Here is a 16,547-nt window from a genome sequence, read left to right as displayed (position 1 = left end):
CGGACGGCGCGGCGACCGTCGGGGCGCCCAGCCGGAAGCCCGCTGCTCAGCCGGTCAGCTCGTACACGGCGAACCGGCCCTTGGCGAAGCGAAGCGTGGCGAAGGCGGCGAGCTCAGGGGCGACCGGTGTCCTTCGCCAGTGATGGGCCAGCAGCCAGCGCACGCCGTACCGCTCCCTGAGCAGGTGCACCGCCTCCGCGGTGGGTGCGGTGAAGACGGCGTCGTTGGCCGCCAGCAGCGCGCCGTCCCAGAACGGCTGGGCGGCCATGGACTGCCGGTTGACGTCCTGCAACGCCGCCAGGTTCGTCGCGGTGTAGGACCAGCTCTCGGCCAGGACGCGCCGCTCGGCGTACGCCGACATCCAGAAGTGCCTGCTGTCGCACAGCCGTACGGTGACGCGGCAGTGCGCGTTGGTCGCCAGGACGTCGCCGGGGTCGGAGTGGTCGCGCACCCAGCGCGCGGCCGCGATGCCCCCCACCGGGATCTCCCGTTCCGAGGGGCTGCCGCGCGATGTCAGCGCGTTGCGCACCGGCGGCACCGCTGAGGGCGCCGACAGCCCGACGACGACGAACAGCACCGCCGCCCGCCGCCACGGGACGCGCCGCAGCGACACCGCCACGGCGAGCACGATCACGGCCAGCGCGGCGAAGGGCAGGAGGAAGGCCGCGCTGAACCCCGTGTCGCCGAGAACGGCGAGCTGGGGCGGGAAGGCGTGCCCCACCGCCCGGAACAGGAGCACGACGGCCGTCCCCGCGGCGACGGCCGCGCCGGCCAGCACGGGGCGGCGCCGCGGGGGAAGCGTGTCGAGCGCGGCGAGCGCGCCCGCGGCGGCGACGATCCACAGGTACGGCCGGGCCGCGGTGAGGAAGTAGAGCTGGCTCATCCCCGGATGCCCCAGGAGCAGCACCGCCCCGAGCGAGCCGAGGCCGACCCCGAGGAACAGGGTCAGCCCCCGGTCCTCGGCCGATCCAGGCTTGCGCCGGGGCCCGAACGCCCCCACCCAGAGCGCGGCCCACGCCAGCAGGAAGGTCACCGAGATGACGACGGGCGCGAGCGGGACCTCGTCGATGCGGGCCGTCGTCGTCCACGTCGCGACCATCCGGAAGGTCGTCGAGTACGGCCACAGCCGCATCCCCTGCGACGCCCCGCCGAAGAGGACGAGCTGGGCGAACGCCAGCGTGGCGAGCGTGACGGCGCCGAGCAGGAGGACGCCGCGGTCCACCCGCCGCGACCTCACCCAGTCCACCACGACCAGCAGGCAGATCCCGGCCAGCAGCAGGGGCAGATAGGTCGCCTTCGCCCCGGACAGGGCGACCAGCAGCACGACCACCGGAACGAACGTCGCCTTACGCCGCCCGTCCCCGCGCAGCAGACCGACCACCAGCAGCGCGAGAGCGCCGAAGAGGGCCGCGCCGAAGGTCTGCGTGGGGCTCAGCCAGGCCAGCGAAGCGTCCAGCGGACCTGAGGTGAAGGGACCGGGCAACCAAGCGTAGGGGTTCGGCGGGGCCAGCAGGTAGGTCGCGGCGAGCGCCAGCACGCCGGGCAGCCAGGAGCGGGTGATCAGGTACGCGACGGCAGGGACGAGCACGACGAAGATCGCCAGCATCGGCAGCATGGCGAGGCGGTACAGGATCGTCTGGGCCTCGATGCCGGTCGCCCAGCTCGTGGCGGCCATGTCCGCGTAGACGAACCAGTGGTAGGACAGCGGCTCGCCCATGACGTGGGGCACGGTCGGCGGCATGTGGTGCCGCAGCTCCCCGACGAGCGACAGGTGGAACGGCATGTCCACGTACGGCGTCGCGTTCCCCGGCCACCGCAGGCCGTGGCCGGCGAAGAAGGTGAGCCCGCTGGAGACGGTCAGGAAGCAGAACACCGCGCTGAGCGCCGCGCCGTACCCGAGGGGGATGCGCGGCCGCGCGCCGGGCAGCCAGTGCCGGCGCAGGCGCGGGACCGCGACGAAGGCCACGAGGACCGCCGCCGGGCCGAGGACGGCCAGGCGGGGCTGGCCGGCCGCCCTGGCCGCCATGTAGGTGAAGATCTCCAGCGTGTACCCGAGGGCGGTTCCCGCGGCCAGGTCGACGGCCGTGGGCAGCCGCAGGCGGGTGAGCGCCCGCCAGAGGAGGGTTCCCGGCAGGGTGAGGGCGAGCGCGACATACGCCGCGAAGACCGCGACGTCTTTGGGTGGCGTGTCGTGGACCAGCAGCGTTCCGGCCGCCACCAGGACGGCGACGGCGCCGGGAAGCGCGCCCGCCAACCGCCGCCCCGGCCTCGGCGCGGCCGCTTCGGCGGCTCCCGCGCGCTCGATGATCGCCGTGGTCATCGCGTCACCCTCCTGCGGCGTACCGGGCCTATGCCGTGAATGTCGGGCGCGCCGAGCGGAACACCCAGCGGTCCAGGGCGACGAAGCGGAAGACCGTGATCGCCAGATAGGAGACGACGAGGGTGGCGACCTCCAGGCCCCGCCCGTGTTCGGGCAGGGACTGGACGACTGCCGTGACGACGACCGTGGTCACCAGGTAGTTCAGCGCGAACAGCAACCCGGCACGGAAGTGGGCGCGCAGCCGGGGGCCGCCGTGGCGGCGGAAGGTCCAGCGCCGGTTGGCCTCGGTGTTGAACAGCGTGGCCACGCAGAGCGCGGCCAGGTTGGCCATCGCGGGCGACCAGGCGGTGCGCAGCAGCAGGTACAGGAGCGTGTGCAGCACCGTGCTGACCACTCCGACCAGCGCGAACGACAACAGCTTGGCCAGCAGCGGGTTGCGCGGCTCGGCGATCGTGGCCTGCGGGTGGAGAGGCGCGAGCTCCGAGCGCCTGGGCACCGGCACCCGCGCCGCGCCCGTCGACATCGCCCAGGCCATGCGCCACAGGCCGCGGAGATCGTCATAGGCGGTGCGGCAGACCTTGACGCGGGTGTCGACGTCCTCGTACCAGTCGACGGGTGTCTCGTGGATGCGCAGCCCGTTGTACTCGGCCAGCAGCAGCAGCTCCGTGTCGAAGAACCACTTGTCGTCGGCGATCTTGTCCAGGAGCGGCCGGACCCGGTCGGCCCGGACAGCCTTGAAACCGCACTGCGCGTCGCTGAACCCGGCCCCGAAGCCCATCCTGATGATCATGTTGTAGGCGCGGGAGACGATCTCCCGCTTGACGCTGCGGTGCACCCGGGCCGTACGCGCGAGCCGCGTCCCGATGGCCACCTCGGAGTGGCCGCTGATCAGCGGGGCCACCAGCGGCAGGAACGCGTCCAGGTCGGTGGACAGGTCGACGTCCATGTAGGCGACGATCGCGGCCGGGCTCTCCCGCCAGGTCTGCTTCAGCGCCGCCCCGCGGCCCCTGATGTCCAGCCGCCGCGCGTACACGTTCTCGTAGGTACGGCTGAGCTCCTGCGCGATGGGCCAGGTCCGGTCGGTGCTGCCGTTGTCGGCGATCGTGATGCGCCACGGCAGCGGGAACGACTCCGACAGGAAGGCGTGCAGCGTCTTGACGCACCCGGGGAGCGCCAGTTCCTCGTTGAGCACCGGGATGACGACGTCGACGACCGGCTCAGCCGTGCCGTCCGGTGCGAGCTCGGGCCGGAACGCCGTCTTCGTCCGGGTGGCGACAGGCGCGTTCATCCGCGCCCCTCCCGGTCCGCTCCGCCATCGCCCATCGGCCGCCCGATCTTCACATCGCGCATGAATGCATCCGTTCGTTCGCCGCGCGTGACCATGCCGGCGCGGGTGGTCCCGCAGCCCAGTGACGATCGTCTTGCCCCGGTCGGGACGAACCCCTGCGATTCATGGTTCGAGTACCGTGCTGTTGCCGAGCCTTTACCGCAGGCAGACCGGGCGGGCCGGAAAGGGCCGATCCGGCTTTGCCAACCCTTCGACGGCCGATATGGCGTCTCTGGCCCACGGCATCCGGGACCGGCCCCACGCCGGACGGCCAGGCCACCAGGCGGCCGGTCCGGCGTCCCCCGTTCACGGACGATCGACTCTCAAATGACAGACCCCGCCGGCCTACGGACGATCGACTCTCAGATGACAGACCGCCGCCGGTCCACGGACGGTCGGCTTTCAGATGACAGACCCCCGCCGGCCCACGGACGGTCGGCGCCATCCGACGGCCGGACCCGCGCCCATCCCCCTCCGGGCCGAGACACTTGCCGGTCTACGAGCGGGTGGCCGGGGTAAGGCGGGTGCGCAGGTCGGCGTGGCCTGCTCCGGACAGCCGGGGCAGGGCGGCGGCCCCTCGGCCGGCCAGCAGCAGCAGGATCGCCCTGATATCGCCCTCGACCCGCGCGCCCTGCCCCGCCGACCACGTGCAGTCGGTGGCGACCAGTTGGAGACCCGCCAGCCGGTGTCGCGCCCGGAACGGCCACCCCATGCCCCACACCCGGGTCGCGGCGGCCGCCGTGGGCCGCACCGGCATGGGCCGTTCCCGCCCCAGCGGGAGCGCGATGTCCTGTCCGTGCACGAGAACGTCGATGAGCGGCTCGAAGTGGCTGATGACGGGCGCCTTCCTGCGCGAGCCCACCATGTCCCTGAGCAGCGCGCCGAACCGCTGGACGGGCAGCGCGGCCTGCCGTACGGCGGCGTCGTGGATCATGCGGTTCAGGTCTCCGCGGGCCCGCAGCAGCTCGTAGGCCGCGCGTCCCGGGCCGGTGTGGGAGAGCGTCAGGTGGGCCGCCACGTCGCGCACCCGCCGGCCCTCGCACAGGGACGGGGTCTCCCACTCCCGCTCGGACAGCTCGTCGAGGAGGTCCGCGAGGCCGGACCGCTCGTGGTCGATGGCGTGCCGCGGAATGGACGCGGCACCTCGGCAGTCGCGACGCCGCCCACCTCCGCCGCGCGCTGACCCGCCTGCGCGAGATCACCGATCCGTACCAGTGATCTTCGCGTAGACGTACATGTCCCTGCGCGCGCCGCCCACCTCCATCCAGCTGCGCAGCAGACCCTCCCGCTCGAACCCGGCCCGCTCGGCGGCCTTCCACGAACCCGCGTTCCACGGCTCGACGTGCAGCTCCAGCCGCGGGATGCGCAGCTCGTCCAGCCCCCAGGCCGAGATCGCCAGCAGGGCGGCGGACGCGACGCCCTGCCCGCGGGCCGACCCGGCCACCCAGTACCCCACCGACGCCCGGCCGTTGGCGCCCGGCCACAGGCCGATCTGGCCCACCGCGCGGCCGGAGCGGGCGTCCGCGATCGCGAAGGAGTAGCCGGCCCCGGTCTCGGCCCTGTCCCACTGCCGCCGGACGAAGGCGGCACCCTCCGCCTCGCTGTAGACCGGCGGCACGCTGGTGATCAGCGGGATGTACGGGTCCCGCGCCGCCTCCCGCACGGCCTCGACGTCACCCAGCTCCCAGCGGCGCAGCACGAACCGCCCGCCGGCGTCCAGCACGGGTACGACGAGAGGATCGTTCCCGCTTGACGCGGTCCGCTTCGCGGGCGGGCGTGCGGGCGAGGGTGTGCCGGTGTGGTCCATGGCGTCCAGTTCTCCAGAGGTTGCGGCGTTCCGCCGTCCTTCGAGAAGATCATGCCTCTGTCACCCCCCGGAAGGACGCGTATGAGACGCCTGACGCTGGCGGCCGCGATCTCGGTGGCCGGACTGTTAGCCCCCGCGACCGCCCACGCGGCGGACGAGGTGCAAGGCGTGGACGTGAGCAACTGGACCGGCGACGTCGACTGGGCCAAGGTACGCGACGGCGGCGGCCGGTTCGCGTTCGTGCAGGCCACCGAGGGCGCCGACTACCGCAACCCGCGCTTCGCCGCGCAGCACGGCGGAGCCGCGGCGGCGGGGCTGCTCAGGGGCGCCTACCACTTCGCCCAGCCGCACGAGACGGACGGGGCCGCCCAGGCGGACTTCTTCGTCGACAACGGCGGCGCGTGGACCTCCGACGGCCTGACCCTGCCCGGCGTGCTCGACGTCGAGGACAACCCCTACAAGGACAAGAACGGCAAGAACTCCTGCTACGACCTGTCCCCCGAGGACATGGTCACCTGGATCGGCGACTTCACCAGGCGCTACCGCGAGCGCACGAGGCGCCATGCGGCCATCTACACCACCACCAGCTGGTGGAAGACCTGCACGGGCGACTCCAAGAAGTTCGCGAAGAATCCGCTGTGGCTGGCCCGCTGGGGCACCGAACCCGGCGAACTCCCCTCAGGATGGAAGAAGCACACCTTCTGGCAGTCGGCCGACAAAGGCCCCCTGGTCGGCGGCCAGAACTCGTTCAACGGCTCGGAGTCGCAGCTCAAGGCGCTGGCCAACCCGCCCGCCGAGGTGACGGTGACCGGGGCGGCCAGAAGCAGGAAGCTCTACACGATCACGCTGAAGAACACCGGTGTCCACCCTGTCACCGACGTCAGGCTCGAGGGCCGCACGTTCGGCGGGCAGAAGGTGGTCAAGGCGGGTCCCGGTTGCTCGTTCAGCGGTACGGCGGTGCGATGCCTCATCCCCAAGGTCAATCCAGGACACTCGTTGCGGATCACCATCGCGACCAAGCCCTCGAAGGCCACGGGCAGAGTCGGCGTCGACGTGACGGTGGGCTCGGTCGAGCTCTCGCTCTCGGCGCGTTAGCCGTCCTCCTCCTGGCGGTGCCGGCGTCGATGCCGCTCCGCCAGCTCGCCATGCCGTCCATCGTCCGCCTGGCCTACCAGTACCAGGGGATTCCCTACTCCTGGGGCGGCGGGCACAAGGAGGATCCGGGGCCGTCGACTGGAACGTGCCAGGGGTACACCGGCAAGATCAAGCCGTGTCCCGCGACCCGGACGCGGGGGCTGGACTGCTCGGGGCTGACCCGGGTGGTCTACGCCCGCGCGTACGGGGCGGACGTGCTGGGGCCCGGCAACACCGACGAGCACCTGCGCAGGATGCGCCGCGTCGACCAGCCGGAGCCGGGCGATCTGGTGTTCTTCGGCAGGCCGAGGACCAAGCACGTGGGGATCTATCTCGGCGGCGGCCGGATGATGAACGCTCCGGAGACGGGGGCCGTCGTGCGCGTGGACCGCGTCGACCGGCGCAAGAACCTCGTCGGCTACTACCGCTTCTGAGACCCGCGTCACGGTTTTTGCGACTCGCGTGGCACATGAACCGTTTTGGTATGGCTGTAACCCGTGACGACTTCCGAAAAATGAGAGACCTGAGGTCTACTCTGTGCCGCTATGAACAGGCGCTGGGTGGGCCCGAGAGGGCTGGAGATCGTTCCCGCGGAGCGCGCGGGACAGCAGGTCCTCCGCGTCCGGAGATACGGCCGGCTCGTGGCCGACTGCCTTTCGGTCGAAGCCGTCGCGATGCACGTGGACCTCGCGGACCTGTGCGAGGTGGTCGAGCTCGCGGGCCGCACCAGTTCGCATCATCGCTAGGGGCCGTGTATGGTTACACCTGTCCGACAGCGCCGCAAGGCCCGGCGGACAGGCCCCTATAGCTCAGTCGGCAGAGCGTCTCCATGGTAAGGAGAAGGTCAACGGTTCGATTCCGTTTGGGGGCTCCCAGCTCGAACGCCCGCCCTTCCTTGAGGTCGGGCGTTTCTTGTATGGATTTCAGGTGCGGGGGGTTCCTGAGGCATACTGGGAAGCACCTCGCTCGACCCGGTGAAGTCGTGGCATGTTCGTGACTACTCCGAGGGTCGGGTATCCTTCACTGGCCGGGAGTTTCGACCGGCAGCAAGGCGGAGTAGCTCAGTCAGGCAGAGCAAACGGCTCATAATCGTTGTGTCGCCGGTTCAAGTCCGGCCTCCGCTACTACCCGAACCCGAGTGCATCGCTCGGGCACGGGTGTGTCCCAGTCCCAAACGTAGAAAGGCACTCCCACGTGGCTGCCACCGACGTTAGGCCGAAGATCACGCTGGCCTGCCAGGAGTGCAAGCACCGCAACTACATCACGCGGAAGAACCGGCGCAACGACCCGGATCGGCTTGAGCTGAAGAAGTACTGCCCCAACTGCCGCACCCACCAGGCGCACCGCGAGACCCGCTAGGTCCGCGCCCGTGGGCGCCACACACGGCGTCCCACCGCGAGACCGGCCGAGGTCCGCGCCGGTGGCTGCAAGTCCAGCCACCGAGCCAGGTGTACGGCACGGCAGACGGCGACCGGGCTGCTGCTCGGCGCTCCTGACGCATTCAGCACAAACGGCGTCCTCCACGGGGGGCGCCGTTTGTCGTTCCCTGTATCCCGCAGCCTTTCCTGGTTCTCGCCAGATCTGGCGTCTCCCTGGATCTCGCGCCCTCCATGGATTCGCACTCCTACCCGGGTCCTGCACCTTCCTGGACTCCGCGCCCTCCCGGATCCCACACGCTCCTGGACCCCGCACCCTCCTGGACCCGCGCCCTCCGGGACACACCCTTCCTTGGGTCGTGCGCCTTCCTTGGGTCGTGCACCCTTCCTTGGGTCGTGCACCCTTCCTTGGGTCGCGGACCAGCGACAGCCGAATGTTGTTCTGTTACCGTCGGCTCAACAGCCCAGAACGCACCTAAGGAGCACGGGCACTGATGGCCTTGAACCGTGATTTCGTGGGTCGGACCTACACGTCCACCACCTCGTACGAGGTCAGCCGGGTGAAGATCAAGGAGTTCGCCGCGGCTATCGGTGACAGCAACCCCATCTACCGGGACCGGGAGGCCGCGCAGGCCGCCGGGCATCCCGACGTGGTCGCCCCGCCGACCTTCCCCATCGTGTTCAGCCTGCAGAGCGGCGGCGACGCGCTCGGCGACCCCGACCTGGGCCTCAACCTGGCCATGGTCGTCCACGGGGAGCAGCGTTTCGAGTACACCCGCCCGATCTACCCCGGCGACGAGCTCGTCACCACCTCGACGATCACCGAGATCCGCAGCGCGGGCCGTAACGAGCTGCTGACGATCAGGAGCGACGTCACGACGGTGGCCGGGGAGCCGGTCTGCACCACCTACAACACGATCGTCGAGCGCGGAGGGGCGGGCTGAGATGGCGGCCACGGTGAAGTACGACGAGGTCGAGGTCGGCCAGGAGCTTCCGGCCGCCGACTACCAGGTGCGCCGGGTCAACCTCGTGATGTACGCGGGCGCGTCCGGCGACTTCAACCCGATCCACTGGAACGAGCGCTTCGCCAAGACGGTCGGCCTGCCCGACGTCATCGCCCACGGCATGTTCACCATGGCGCAGGGCGGCCGCTTCCTCACCGACTGGGCCGGCGATCCGGCCGCGGTCGTCGACTACGGCGTGCGTTTCTCCTCGATGGTGGTCGTCCCGGACGACGACACCGGCGCGACGATCACTGTCAGCGGGGTCGTCGAGGAGAAGCTGGAGGACAAGCGGGTGGTCATCGGGCTGACCGCCATGGCTGGTGACGCGCGGGTGCTGTCCAAGGCCCGGGCGGTCGTCCAACTCGTCTGACGCGCGCTTCACCCGCCCGACCGGTCCCGGCCCGGCGCACTCGACGAGCAAGACGGGCCGGACGAGCGCAGCCGGATGTGCGGGCGGGCGGCGTGGGGCGGGCTGGATGCGGCTCGCTGGTCGGGCGGTGGCTCAGGAGGGTCGCAGCACCCGGGTGGCGCCCGCGATCAGCGCCGTGGCCAGGATCCAGCCGGACGTGATCAGCGCGTACGCCAGCCCCTGCGTCCACCCCGCCGGGTCGAACAGCTCGCGCTGCCCGAAAGTGGGCAACGGCAGCAGCAGGTCGAAGGTGTAGGCGAAGGAGTCGAACCCCGGGCTCTCGGCCGGTTTCAGCGCCCTGGGCGGCTCCATGCCGAACACCACGGTCCCCACCGCCAGCAGAAGCGCGAACCACAGCGCCGCCAGCCAGGGGCGGTAGCCGTACCCGACGGTGGCGTCGAGCAGCCGGCCCCACAGCCGCCCGCCGGCGCCGAACGTGCGGCGGCGGGCCCGCTGCTTGGCGAGCAGGGTACGGCGGGCGAGGGTGTCGTTGCCGTCCCGCAGGTACCAGGCGGCCAGCTGCTCGTACGGCTGCGGCAGGAACCCGCGCGGGTCGCGCGAGACCCACTCGACCCGACGTCCCACCCCGCCGCCGCGCAGGGTGTCGTAGACCAGGCCGTTCAGCCGCAGCTCGGCGGGCCACGTGGCGGGGTCGTCATGCAGCGTGCCGATGCGGGAGTGGGCGAGGCTGACCACGCCCTCGACGGGTTCGGCGTACTTCAGGTAGACCTCGCGCGCCTCGATGTGGCTGGCGTGCAGCGCGTAGGGGGTGTCGGGGCTGCGCAGGACGCCGCTGATCGACAGGTTGCCGTTGATGCGGGCCCCGCGCAGCCTCAGGCAGCCCAGGGCGGTGAACCCCTTCCCGCACTGCAGGACGTCCTCGACGACCATGCTGTCGCCGGTCAGCGCGTCGGCGCCGGGATTGCGGAGCGTCGCGCCGTTCAGGAAGAGCCCGCCGTTCAGCCGCGCGCCGACCAGCCTGAGCCCGCCGGAGATCTCGGCGTTCTCCAGGTAGTAGCCGGCGTCGACGGTCAGCGCGCCCGTGTACACGCCGCCGTCGATCTTGGTCCCGCCCATCCACAGGCCGTTCTCGAACGTGGCGCGGGCCAGCCGTACCGTGCCGGTGACGTGCGCCCCCGACAGGCTGAGGTGCCCGGCGACGCGCAGGCCGCCGCCGTTGAAGCCGGGCATGTGGCAGTCGGTGAAGCGCATGGTCCTGGTGACGCTGCCGCCGAAGTCGGGCGCCTCGTCGAGGTAGCAGCCGCTGAGCGAGAGCTCGTGGTCCACGGTGCCGCCACGCAGCTCCAGGCGTCCGGTGATCCTCGCGCCGCGCAGCCGTACGGCGGGCACCGTGCCCACCCCCGGCTCGCGCGCGCCGAGCAGCAGCGCCACGATCACCTGTGCCCTGACCGTGCGCTCGGGGCCCCACGTCGCGCCGTCGGCGGGCGCGTTCTCCCCTGCGGTACGGCCGATGCCGACCGGATTGTCCCCCAGCTGAACCTGCGTGCCCGAGTGGAACGCCCGCCACAACCTGCGTTCCGCCTGGGTCATGCGCAGGCGTAATCCGTTCTGAACGACCATGGCCTGATTGTTACGCAACCTTTCGCCGACCAGCCGCATCTACCTTGTGACGAAAGGAAGAAGGATGAACCGTACCCGCGGGTTCGCACTGCTCGCCGTGGCCACCGCCGCCTCGGTACTCATGGTCACGCCCGCCCAGGCGGCGGCGAAGAGCGAGGTCAGGTACGGGTGGGTCGCCGCCTGTGCCAAGAAGGACTACACCGTCCCGTGCGGCCCGTGGCATCTGGCGCTGGGCAACGGCAAGGACGTCCAGCTCAAGGACGCGGTCGTGCATCCCACCGTGGCGGGCGGGAAGATCGACAAGGAGGCGAGCGCGCCGGTCGCGATCAGCGGCGACGGCCGGCTCGTCGGCTACTTCCGCGCCGCCGACCGCAGGCTCGTCATCCGTGACCTGGCGTCCGGCTCGGTCAAGGCGCTGCCCGGCACGGCGGCGCTGGCGCCCAAGAGCACCGGCATGCTGGGCGTGGACCCCACCTTCTCCCCCGACGGCCGCCGCCTCGTCATCGACTACTACGACGACCCCGGCAAGCTGCCCTCGCTCCTGGTCGACCTCAAGACGAACGCGATCCACAAGATCCCCGGCAGCGAGACCGTCCAGGGGTTCAGCCCCGACGGCTCGCACCTGCTGACCACCCGCGGCACCGACGACAACACCACGGAGCTGGCCGTCTACGACGAGTCGGGCACCGAGGTGCAGAGCAGGGTCGTGCCGCAGGTCGTGGCGAACAACGCGCCGATCGGGCTGGCCGACGACGGCGTCACGGTCGGATTGGTGATCGTCAGCCCGCAGACGAACGGCAAGACGCGGCTGCGCACCTACGACCTGTCCGCGGACGCGGTCTCCGACGCCGTCACCCTCCGCCTGCCCGCGGGCGAGTCGCCGAGCCGGCTGGTCTGGAACACCTCGGGCGACGTCACGCTCTGGACCGTCACCTCGGACGCCGAGGGCAACACCTCCAAGGCGATCAAGCGCGCGCTCAACCCGGAGACGGGGGCGACCTCCGTACGCGACTCGTTCCGCATCAAGTCCGGCGTCTGGACGTGGTGGTTGCCCGGCGACTGACCACAGTTATCGTGACTTATGGGGAAAATCTACGAGAAGCTGACAGACCGGCTGCGTGAGTTCATCTCCGCGCAGCCGGTCTACTTCGTGGCCACCGCCCCCGAGTCCGGCGGCCACGTCAACGTCTCACCCAAGGGCTACGCCGACACCTTCGCCATCCTCGACGACCTGACCGTCGCCTACCTCGACCTCGACGGCTCCGGTGTCGAGACCATCGCCCACCTGCGCGAGAACGGCCGCGTCACGGTCATGTTCTGCGCCTTCCAGGGGCCGCCCAAGATTGTCCGCCTGTACGGCACCGGCCGCGTCGTCACCCACACCGACCCGGAGTTCCCCGGCCTGCTCACACGCTTCGGACCGCATCCGGGCGTGCGGTCGATCATCGTGATCAGCTGTGACCGCATCTCCGACTCGTGCGGCTACGCCGTACCCTTCATGGCCTTCGAGGACGACCGCGCACTGCTCGATCAGTGGTCGGAACGCAAGGACGTGCAGCAGAAGCGCGCCTACCGCGCCAAGAACAACAGGGAGAGCATCGACGGGCTGCCCGCCCTGAATCCCGCGGAAACCGACCCCGTCACCACCCACTCCTGACCTTCTTCGGCCCCTGGCCGGCGGCCGGCCACGCGCTGGGGCGCTGCCACCCGCCTCGTCGCCGCCTCCCCCGGCCAGACTCCATCCCGCGCCCCGCCTCTCGCTGTCCACTCGCTCCTGTACGCCTCCCCCATCTCCCGCCTGACGGGCCAGAACGCTGTTCGACGTGGCCGATAAGGTCATCCCTGGACTGGTCCGGTCGTTAGGGTGGCTGCCATGCTCGTCCCCCTCCTGGCCGCAGGCTCCCTCATCCTCGGCGGCACCCCCGCCGCCCCGGAAGCCGCGGCCTGGAGGGTCCGGGAGCCTGCGGTGTCCGGATCGCCGGCGACGCCGAGCCTGGCACCTGCGCGAGCTCAGCGGGCGGCCGTCCGCTATGCCGGGCTCGCCTCCTGTCCCGGCGCGAACGGCAAGCGGCGCGTCTGCAGCCCCTGGCGGCTGTGGTTGCGCGGCGGCAAGACGCTCGACCTGCCCGACGCGCAGGTCCGCTCCCTCGACGCCAGAGGACGCGAACAGGCCCTCCGGGCTCCCATCTCCGTCGACCCCTACGGCCGACATGTCGCCTATTTCGCCACCACCAATCACCGCCTGGTGGTCAGGAACGTCCCGTCAGGCAAGCGCACCCCCGTCCCCGGCCAGGCCGGCCGCCTGCCGTACGGCCTGCGCATGTCGGACGTCACCCTTCGGCTCGGCCCGCATGGTCGCTTCCTGGTCGTCGACCCCGTCCTCAGCAGCATCCAGCGCCCTCCCACCGTCATCGAGGTGGCCACCGGAAAGACGTGGCCCCTTCCCCCACCCGCCCGCGTCCAGGGATTCAGCCCCGACGGGCGACTGCTGCGGCTGGTGCTCGACATGAAGGAGACCGCCGTCTACCGTCCGGGCGCTGCCGTTCCGTCGGCGGGCGTTCCGTTGACGGGATGGGGCGCCCTGGCTCCCGGCGGCGCGACGCTCGCCGCAGCCGCCCGCGAGGGCTCACGCGTTTCGGTACGGTTCCACGACCCGGTACGGCACGACGGCCCCGCCGGCACGACGGAGCCGCGAACGCCGGTGCGAGTGAAGGTTCCCGCCGCGGAGCAGCCCCGGATGCTGACCTGGGACTCCTCGACGCGGCTCACCCTGCTGACCTTCGCCGAGCCACGCACCTACGTCGCGCGGTCGATCGACCTGCGGGACGCGTCGGCACGCCTGGTGGACCGCTTCACGCTCAGCCGGGACACCTGGGACGTCCACCTGGCCGGCGACTGACCCACGAGGCCGCCGCACGCCGAGATTCAGCGGCGGTAGCCCGCCATCCGCTCCAGCCGGGCGACCCGCTCGGCCGTGGACGGGTGAGTGGAGAACATCCGCCCCAGCCCGCTCCCGCTGAACGGGTTGGCGATCATCATGTGCGACGCCGACGTCAACCGGCTGTTCTCCGGCAGCGGCAACCGCCTGACCCCCATCTCGATCTTGCGCAGGGCTGACGCCAGCGCGAGCGGGTCGCCGGTCAGCCGCGCCCCCGACTCGTCGGCGTGGAACTCTCGCGTCCGCGCGACCGCCATGTGCACCATGCCCGCCGCCACGGGCCCGAGCAGCATCATGAGCAGCGCCCCGAGGAAGCCCGGCCCCTCGTCGTCGTCCGACCCGCCGAAGAACACCGCCACGTAGCTCAGCCAGGTGATCATCGTGGCCAGCGCTCCGGCCACGGACGAGATCAGGATGTCCCGGTTGTAGACGTGTGACAGCTCGTGCCCGATCACCCCGCGCAGCTCGCGCTCGTCGAGCAACTGTGTCAACCCGTAGGTCACGCACACCACCGCGTTACGCGGATTGCGTCCGGTCGCGAAGGCGTTGGGCTGGACCGTCGGCGAGATGTACAGCCGCGGCATCGGCTGCCTGGCCTCGGTGGACAGCTCGCGCACGATCCGGTACAGGGTCGGCTGCTCGACCTCGCTCAACGGTCTGGCCCGCATGGCCGACAGTGCGATCCGGTCCGAGAAGAAGTAGGCGACCCCACTACCGGCCAGCGCGAGCAGGACCGCCAGCTGGACGCCTGTGCCGCCGCCCAGCCATGCCCCCACCGCGATCATCGACGCGGAGAGCAGCCCCAGCAGGAGGGCCGTACGCAGACCGTTGTGATGCAAGGGTTCCCCCCTTCCGAGGTGTGGGCTCACCTGTACCAACGTCGATGCCCACGCCGAGCGTTCCCGACCGCCGTGACCTGTGGGAATGGAGTGGTTACAGTGCGGCTACATCGAGGACCAGCTGGGGCGCGACGGAGAACAGCACCGCCACCGCGAACGTCACGCCGATCGCCACCCACACGGCCGCCGGCTGACCCGTACGGCGCTGGGCGTCGCCGGTCGGCTCGGCCGTGGGGGCGAACAGGCGCGCGGTCCACACGATGTAGTAGTAGAGGCCGATGACCGTGTTGACGGCCATGACCACGGCCAGCCAGCCGAGACCGCCGTTGACGATCTCACGGAAGACGACGACCTTGGCGAACAGGCCCGCGAGGCCAGGGGGCAGACCGGCCAGGCAGATCAGGCTGAACGCCAGCGCCAGCGCGGCCGCCGGGCGCCTGAACACCAGCCCGCGGTAGTCGTCGATCTCGTTGCCCGGACTGGTCCTGGACACCAGCATGACCACCGCGAACGCCCCGAGGTTCATGGCCGCGTAGAACACCAGGTACGCCACCGACGCCCCGGCCGCCAGCCCGCCGTTCCTCGCCACGGTGATCACCGCGAGCGGCGCGAGGATGTAACCGGACTGCGCGACGGAGGACCACGCCAGCAGCCGTACGGCGGAGCGCTGCCGCATCGCCAGGAGGTTGCCCACCGTCATCGTGAGCGCCGAGACGATGGCGACGATGGGCGCCCAGGTCCGCGTCTGCCCGTGCAGCGCGCTCGTCAGGACGAGGATGAGCCCCGCGAACCCCGCCGCCTTGGAGACGACCGAGAGCAGCGCGGCCACGGGGATCGGCGCGCCCTGGTAGACGTCGCCCGCCCAGGAGTGGAACGGCACAGCGGCGATCTTGAAGGCGAACCCCGCCACCACGAGCACCACTCCGACGGTCACCACCATGGGCAGGCCCGTGGTGATCTCCAGCGCCGAGGCGTAGCCGGCGGCGGATCCCTGCTGTCCGGCGGGCACCGCGCCGCCCACGACGGCTGACATGTGCACGCCGTCCAGAGCCCCGCCCAGACCTGCCCCGCCCAACGCCCCATTCGGGCCGGACCCGCCCGACACCGCCCACAAGCCGGACCCGCCCAACGCCCCGCCCGGGGCGGACCCGCCCGACGCCGCCCTCAGGGCGGATGCGCCCAACGCCTCGCCCAGGCGCGACAGGTGGACGGTGCCGCTCATGCCGTAGAGCAAGGACACGCCGAACAGCATGATCGCCGTGGACACCACGGAGACCAGGAAGAGCTTGACCGCGGCCTCGGAGGCCCTGCCGTCGTAGCGTTTGAGCGCTGTCAGCGCGAAGACCGGCAGCGAGACCAGCTCGAGGGCGACGACCAGCATGATCAGGTCACGCGAGGCGGGCAGGGTGGCGGCGCCGACGAGCGTGCAGAGCAGCAGGAAGTACCACTCCCCGACCGGGATACGGCCACCCGCCAGCTCGGTCATCGACAGCAGCACGACCACCGCTCCGGCGACGAGCGCCAGCCCCGCCAGGACGAGCGTGAACGTGTCGACCACGAACGAGCAGGCCGGAGGACCCTGGCCCGCCAGGTCCGGTGGAACGCAGAACGTCCGCAGGGTTCGGCCCCCCACCGCCTGCGCCACGACGAACCCGAGCGCGACCGCGACACCGGTGAGGGACACGACTCCGAGCGCTGTCCGGACCGCCGCCGAGTGCGGCAGGAAAGCGTCAAGCAGCAGCACCAACCCGGCGACCACGGTCAGGACCAGCGGCGGCGCGATGGCGAAGTAGTCGATCGTCTGGATCATGA

16 protein-coding genes and 2 tRNA genes are annotated in these 16,547 nt (G+C 71.1%); 11 read left to right on the top strand and 7 right to left on the bottom strand.

The window, feature by feature from the left end; translation table 11 throughout:
• Positions 1-46: 46 nt before the first annotated feature.
• The 4 genes from ACWENQ_RS25400 to ACWENQ_RS25385 form a co-directional block, all read right to left on the bottom strand.
• Positions 47-2,320, bottom strand: coding sequence for a hypothetical protein (locus tag ACWENQ_RS25400; protein WP_452416467.1), 2,274 nt, complete (start codon positions 2,318-2,320; stop codon positions 47-49).
• Between the two features lie 28 nt (positions 2,321-2,348).
• Entirely contained in the window at positions 2,349-3,608 is a 1,260-nt protein-coding gene (locus ACWENQ_RS25395; RefSeq protein WP_449914935.1) for a glycosyltransferase, read from the bottom strand.
• Positions 3,609-4,143: 535 nt separating this feature from the next.
• On the bottom strand, positions 4,144-4,764 hold the full coding sequence (locus ACWENQ_RS25390) for a maleylpyruvate isomerase family mycothiol-dependent enzyme (protein ID WP_452416535.1): 621 nt from the start codon (positions 4,762-4,764) through the stop codon (positions 4,144-4,146).
• 81 nt (positions 4,765-4,845) lie between these two features.
• Entirely contained in the window at positions 4,846-5,370 is a 525-nt protein-coding gene (locus tag ACWENQ_RS25385; RefSeq protein ID WP_449914941.1) for a GNAT family N-acetyltransferase, read from the bottom strand.
• A gap of 165 nt (positions 5,371-5,535) precedes the next feature.
• On the opposite strand from ACWENQ_RS25385, the gene ACWENQ_RS25380 reads away from it, so the two are divergent.
• From ACWENQ_RS25380 to ACWENQ_RS25345, 8 genes are all read left to right on the top strand, one after another.
• Positions 5,536-6,549, top strand: a complete 1,014-nt coding sequence (locus tag ACWENQ_RS25380) for a GH25 family lysozyme (RefSeq protein ID WP_452416466.1) — start codon at positions 5,536-5,538, stop codon at positions 6,547-6,549.
• A 29-nt stretch (positions 6,550-6,578) separates the two neighbouring features.
• Positions 6,579-7,022, top strand: coding sequence for a C40 family peptidase (locus tag ACWENQ_RS25375; protein WP_449914946.1), 444 nt, complete (start codon positions 6,579-6,581; stop codon positions 7,020-7,022).
• 111 nt (positions 7,023-7,133) lie between these two features.
• Positions 7,134-7,334, top strand: a complete 201-nt coding sequence (locus tag ACWENQ_RS25370; RefSeq protein WP_449914948.1) for a transposase — start codon at positions 7,134-7,136, stop codon at positions 7,332-7,334.
• 52 nt (positions 7,335-7,386) lie between these two features.
• Positions 7,387-7,459: transfer RNA gene (locus tag ACWENQ_RS25365), tRNA-Thr, on the top strand.
• A gap of 179 nt (positions 7,460-7,638) precedes the next feature.
• A tRNA-Met gene (locus tag ACWENQ_RS25360) sits at positions 7,639-7,712 on the top strand.
• 70 nt (positions 7,713-7,782) lie between these two features.
• Positions 7,783-7,947 carry a 50S ribosomal protein L33 gene (gene rpmG / locus ACWENQ_RS25355; protein ID WP_181616146.1) on the top strand — a complete coding sequence of 55 codons (165 nt, stop codon included), beginning with the start codon at positions 7,783-7,785 and terminating at the stop codon, positions 7,945-7,947.
• A 511-nt stretch (positions 7,948-8,458) separates the two neighbouring features.
• A complete protein-coding gene (locus tag ACWENQ_RS25350; RefSeq protein WP_354907604.1) occupies positions 8,459-8,908 on the top strand; it encodes a MaoC family dehydratase N-terminal domain-containing protein in 450 nt (149 codons plus the stop codon).
• A 1-nt stretch (position 8,909) separates the two neighbouring features.
• Positions 8,910-9,338, top strand: a complete 429-nt coding sequence (locus ACWENQ_RS25345) for a MaoC family dehydratase (RefSeq protein WP_354907605.1) — start codon at positions 8,910-8,912, stop codon at positions 9,336-9,338.
• 132 nt (positions 9,339-9,470) lie between these two features.
• Here the strand turns inward: ACWENQ_RS25345 and ACWENQ_RS25340 are convergent, their stop codons facing one another.
• On the bottom strand, positions 9,471-10,958 hold the full coding sequence (locus tag ACWENQ_RS25340; protein WP_452416464.1) for a hypothetical protein: 1,488 nt from the start codon (positions 10,956-10,958) through the stop codon (positions 9,471-9,473).
• A gap of 64 nt (positions 10,959-11,022) precedes the next feature.
• Between ACWENQ_RS25340 and ACWENQ_RS25335 the strand changes: the two genes are divergently transcribed.
• The 3 genes from ACWENQ_RS25335 to ACWENQ_RS25325 all read left to right on the top strand — a co-directional run bounded on the left by ACWENQ_RS25335 (position 11,023) and on the right by ACWENQ_RS25325 (position 13,857).
• Positions 11,023-12,021, top strand: coding sequence for a TolB family protein (locus tag ACWENQ_RS25335; RefSeq protein WP_449914959.1), 999 nt, complete (start codon positions 11,023-11,025; stop codon positions 12,019-12,021).
• 18 nt (positions 12,022-12,039) lie between these two features.
• Positions 12,040-12,615 carry a pyridoxamine 5'-phosphate oxidase family protein gene (locus ACWENQ_RS25330; RefSeq protein ID WP_452416463.1) on the top strand — a complete coding sequence of 192 codons (576 nt, stop codon included), beginning with the start codon at positions 12,040-12,042 and terminating at the stop codon, positions 12,613-12,615.
• A gap of 216 nt (positions 12,616-12,831) precedes the next feature.
• Positions 12,832-13,857 (top strand): hypothetical protein, encoded by a 1,026-nt coding sequence (locus tag ACWENQ_RS25325; protein ID WP_452416462.1) that lies wholly within the window; start codon positions 12,832-12,834, stop codon positions 13,855-13,857.
• Between the two features lie 26 nt (positions 13,858-13,883).
• On the opposite strand, the gene htpX is transcribed toward ACWENQ_RS25325, so the two are convergent.
• Both htpX and ACWENQ_RS25315 read right to left on the bottom strand, forming a co-directional pair.
• Positions 13,884-14,735, bottom strand: coding sequence for a zinc metalloprotease HtpX (gene htpX / locus ACWENQ_RS25320; RefSeq protein ID WP_354907611.1), 852 nt, complete (start codon positions 14,733-14,735; stop codon positions 13,884-13,886).
• Between the two features lie 94 nt (positions 14,736-14,829).
• Entirely contained in the window at positions 14,830-16,545 is a 1,716-nt protein-coding gene (locus ACWENQ_RS25315) for an NADH-quinone oxidoreductase subunit N (RefSeq protein WP_452416460.1), read from the bottom strand.
• Between the last annotated feature and the right edge of the window lie 2 nt (positions 16,546-16,547).

The organism is Nonomuraea sp. NPDC004354, from assembly GCF_053602555.1.
This window is presented reverse-complemented; position numbering and strand designations above follow the sequence as displayed.

What these genes read in the sequence shown, in the direction of transcription:
- ACWENQ_RS25375 (WP_449914946.1), top strand. Translation starts at nt 6,579, where the DNA reads ATGCCGCTCCGCCAGCTCGCCATGCCGTCCATCGTCCGCCTGGCCTAC.
- ACWENQ_RS25370 (WP_449914948.1), top strand. Translation starts at nt 7,134, where the DNA reads ATGAACAGGCGCTGGGTGGGCCCGAGAGGGCTGGAGATCGTTCCCGCG.
- ACWENQ_RS25350 (WP_354907604.1), top strand. Translation starts at nt 8,459, where the DNA reads ATGGCCTTGAACCGTGATTTCGTGGGTCGGACCTACACGTCCACCACC.
- ACWENQ_RS25330 (WP_452416463.1), top strand. Translation starts at nt 12,040, where the DNA reads ATGGGGAAAATCTACGAGAAGCTGACAGACCGGCTGCGTGAGTTCATC.
- ACWENQ_RS25380 (WP_452416466.1), top strand. Translation starts at nt 5,536, where the DNA reads ATGAGACGCCTGACGCTGGCGGCCGCGATCTCGGTGGCCGGACTGTTA.
- ACWENQ_RS25340 (WP_452416464.1), bottom strand. Translation starts at nt 10,958, where the DNA reads ATGGTCGTTCAGAACGGATTACGCCTGCGCATGACCCAGGCGGAACGC.
- ACWENQ_RS25325 (WP_452416462.1), top strand. Translation starts at nt 12,832, where the DNA reads ATGCTCGTCCCCCTCCTGGCCGCAGGCTCCCTCATCCTCGGCGGCACC.
- ACWENQ_RS25395 (WP_449914935.1), bottom strand. Translation starts at nt 3,608, where the DNA reads ATGAACGCGCCTGTCGCCACCCGGACGAAGACGGCGTTCCGGCCCGAG.
- ACWENQ_RS25345 (WP_354907605.1), top strand. Translation starts at nt 8,910, where the DNA reads ATGGCGGCCACGGTGAAGTACGACGAGGTCGAGGTCGGCCAGGAGCTT.
- ACWENQ_RS25400 (WP_452416467.1), bottom strand. Translation starts at nt 2,320, where the DNA reads ATGACCACGGCGATCATCGAGCGCGCGGGAGCCGCCGAAGCGGCCGCG.
- ACWENQ_RS25335 (WP_449914959.1), top strand. Translation starts at nt 11,023, where the DNA reads ATGAACCGTACCCGCGGGTTCGCACTGCTCGCCGTGGCCACCGCCGCC.
- ACWENQ_RS25315 (WP_452416460.1), bottom strand. Translation starts at nt 16,545, where the DNA reads ATGATCCAGACGATCGACTACTTCGCCATCGCGCCGCCGCTGGTCCTG.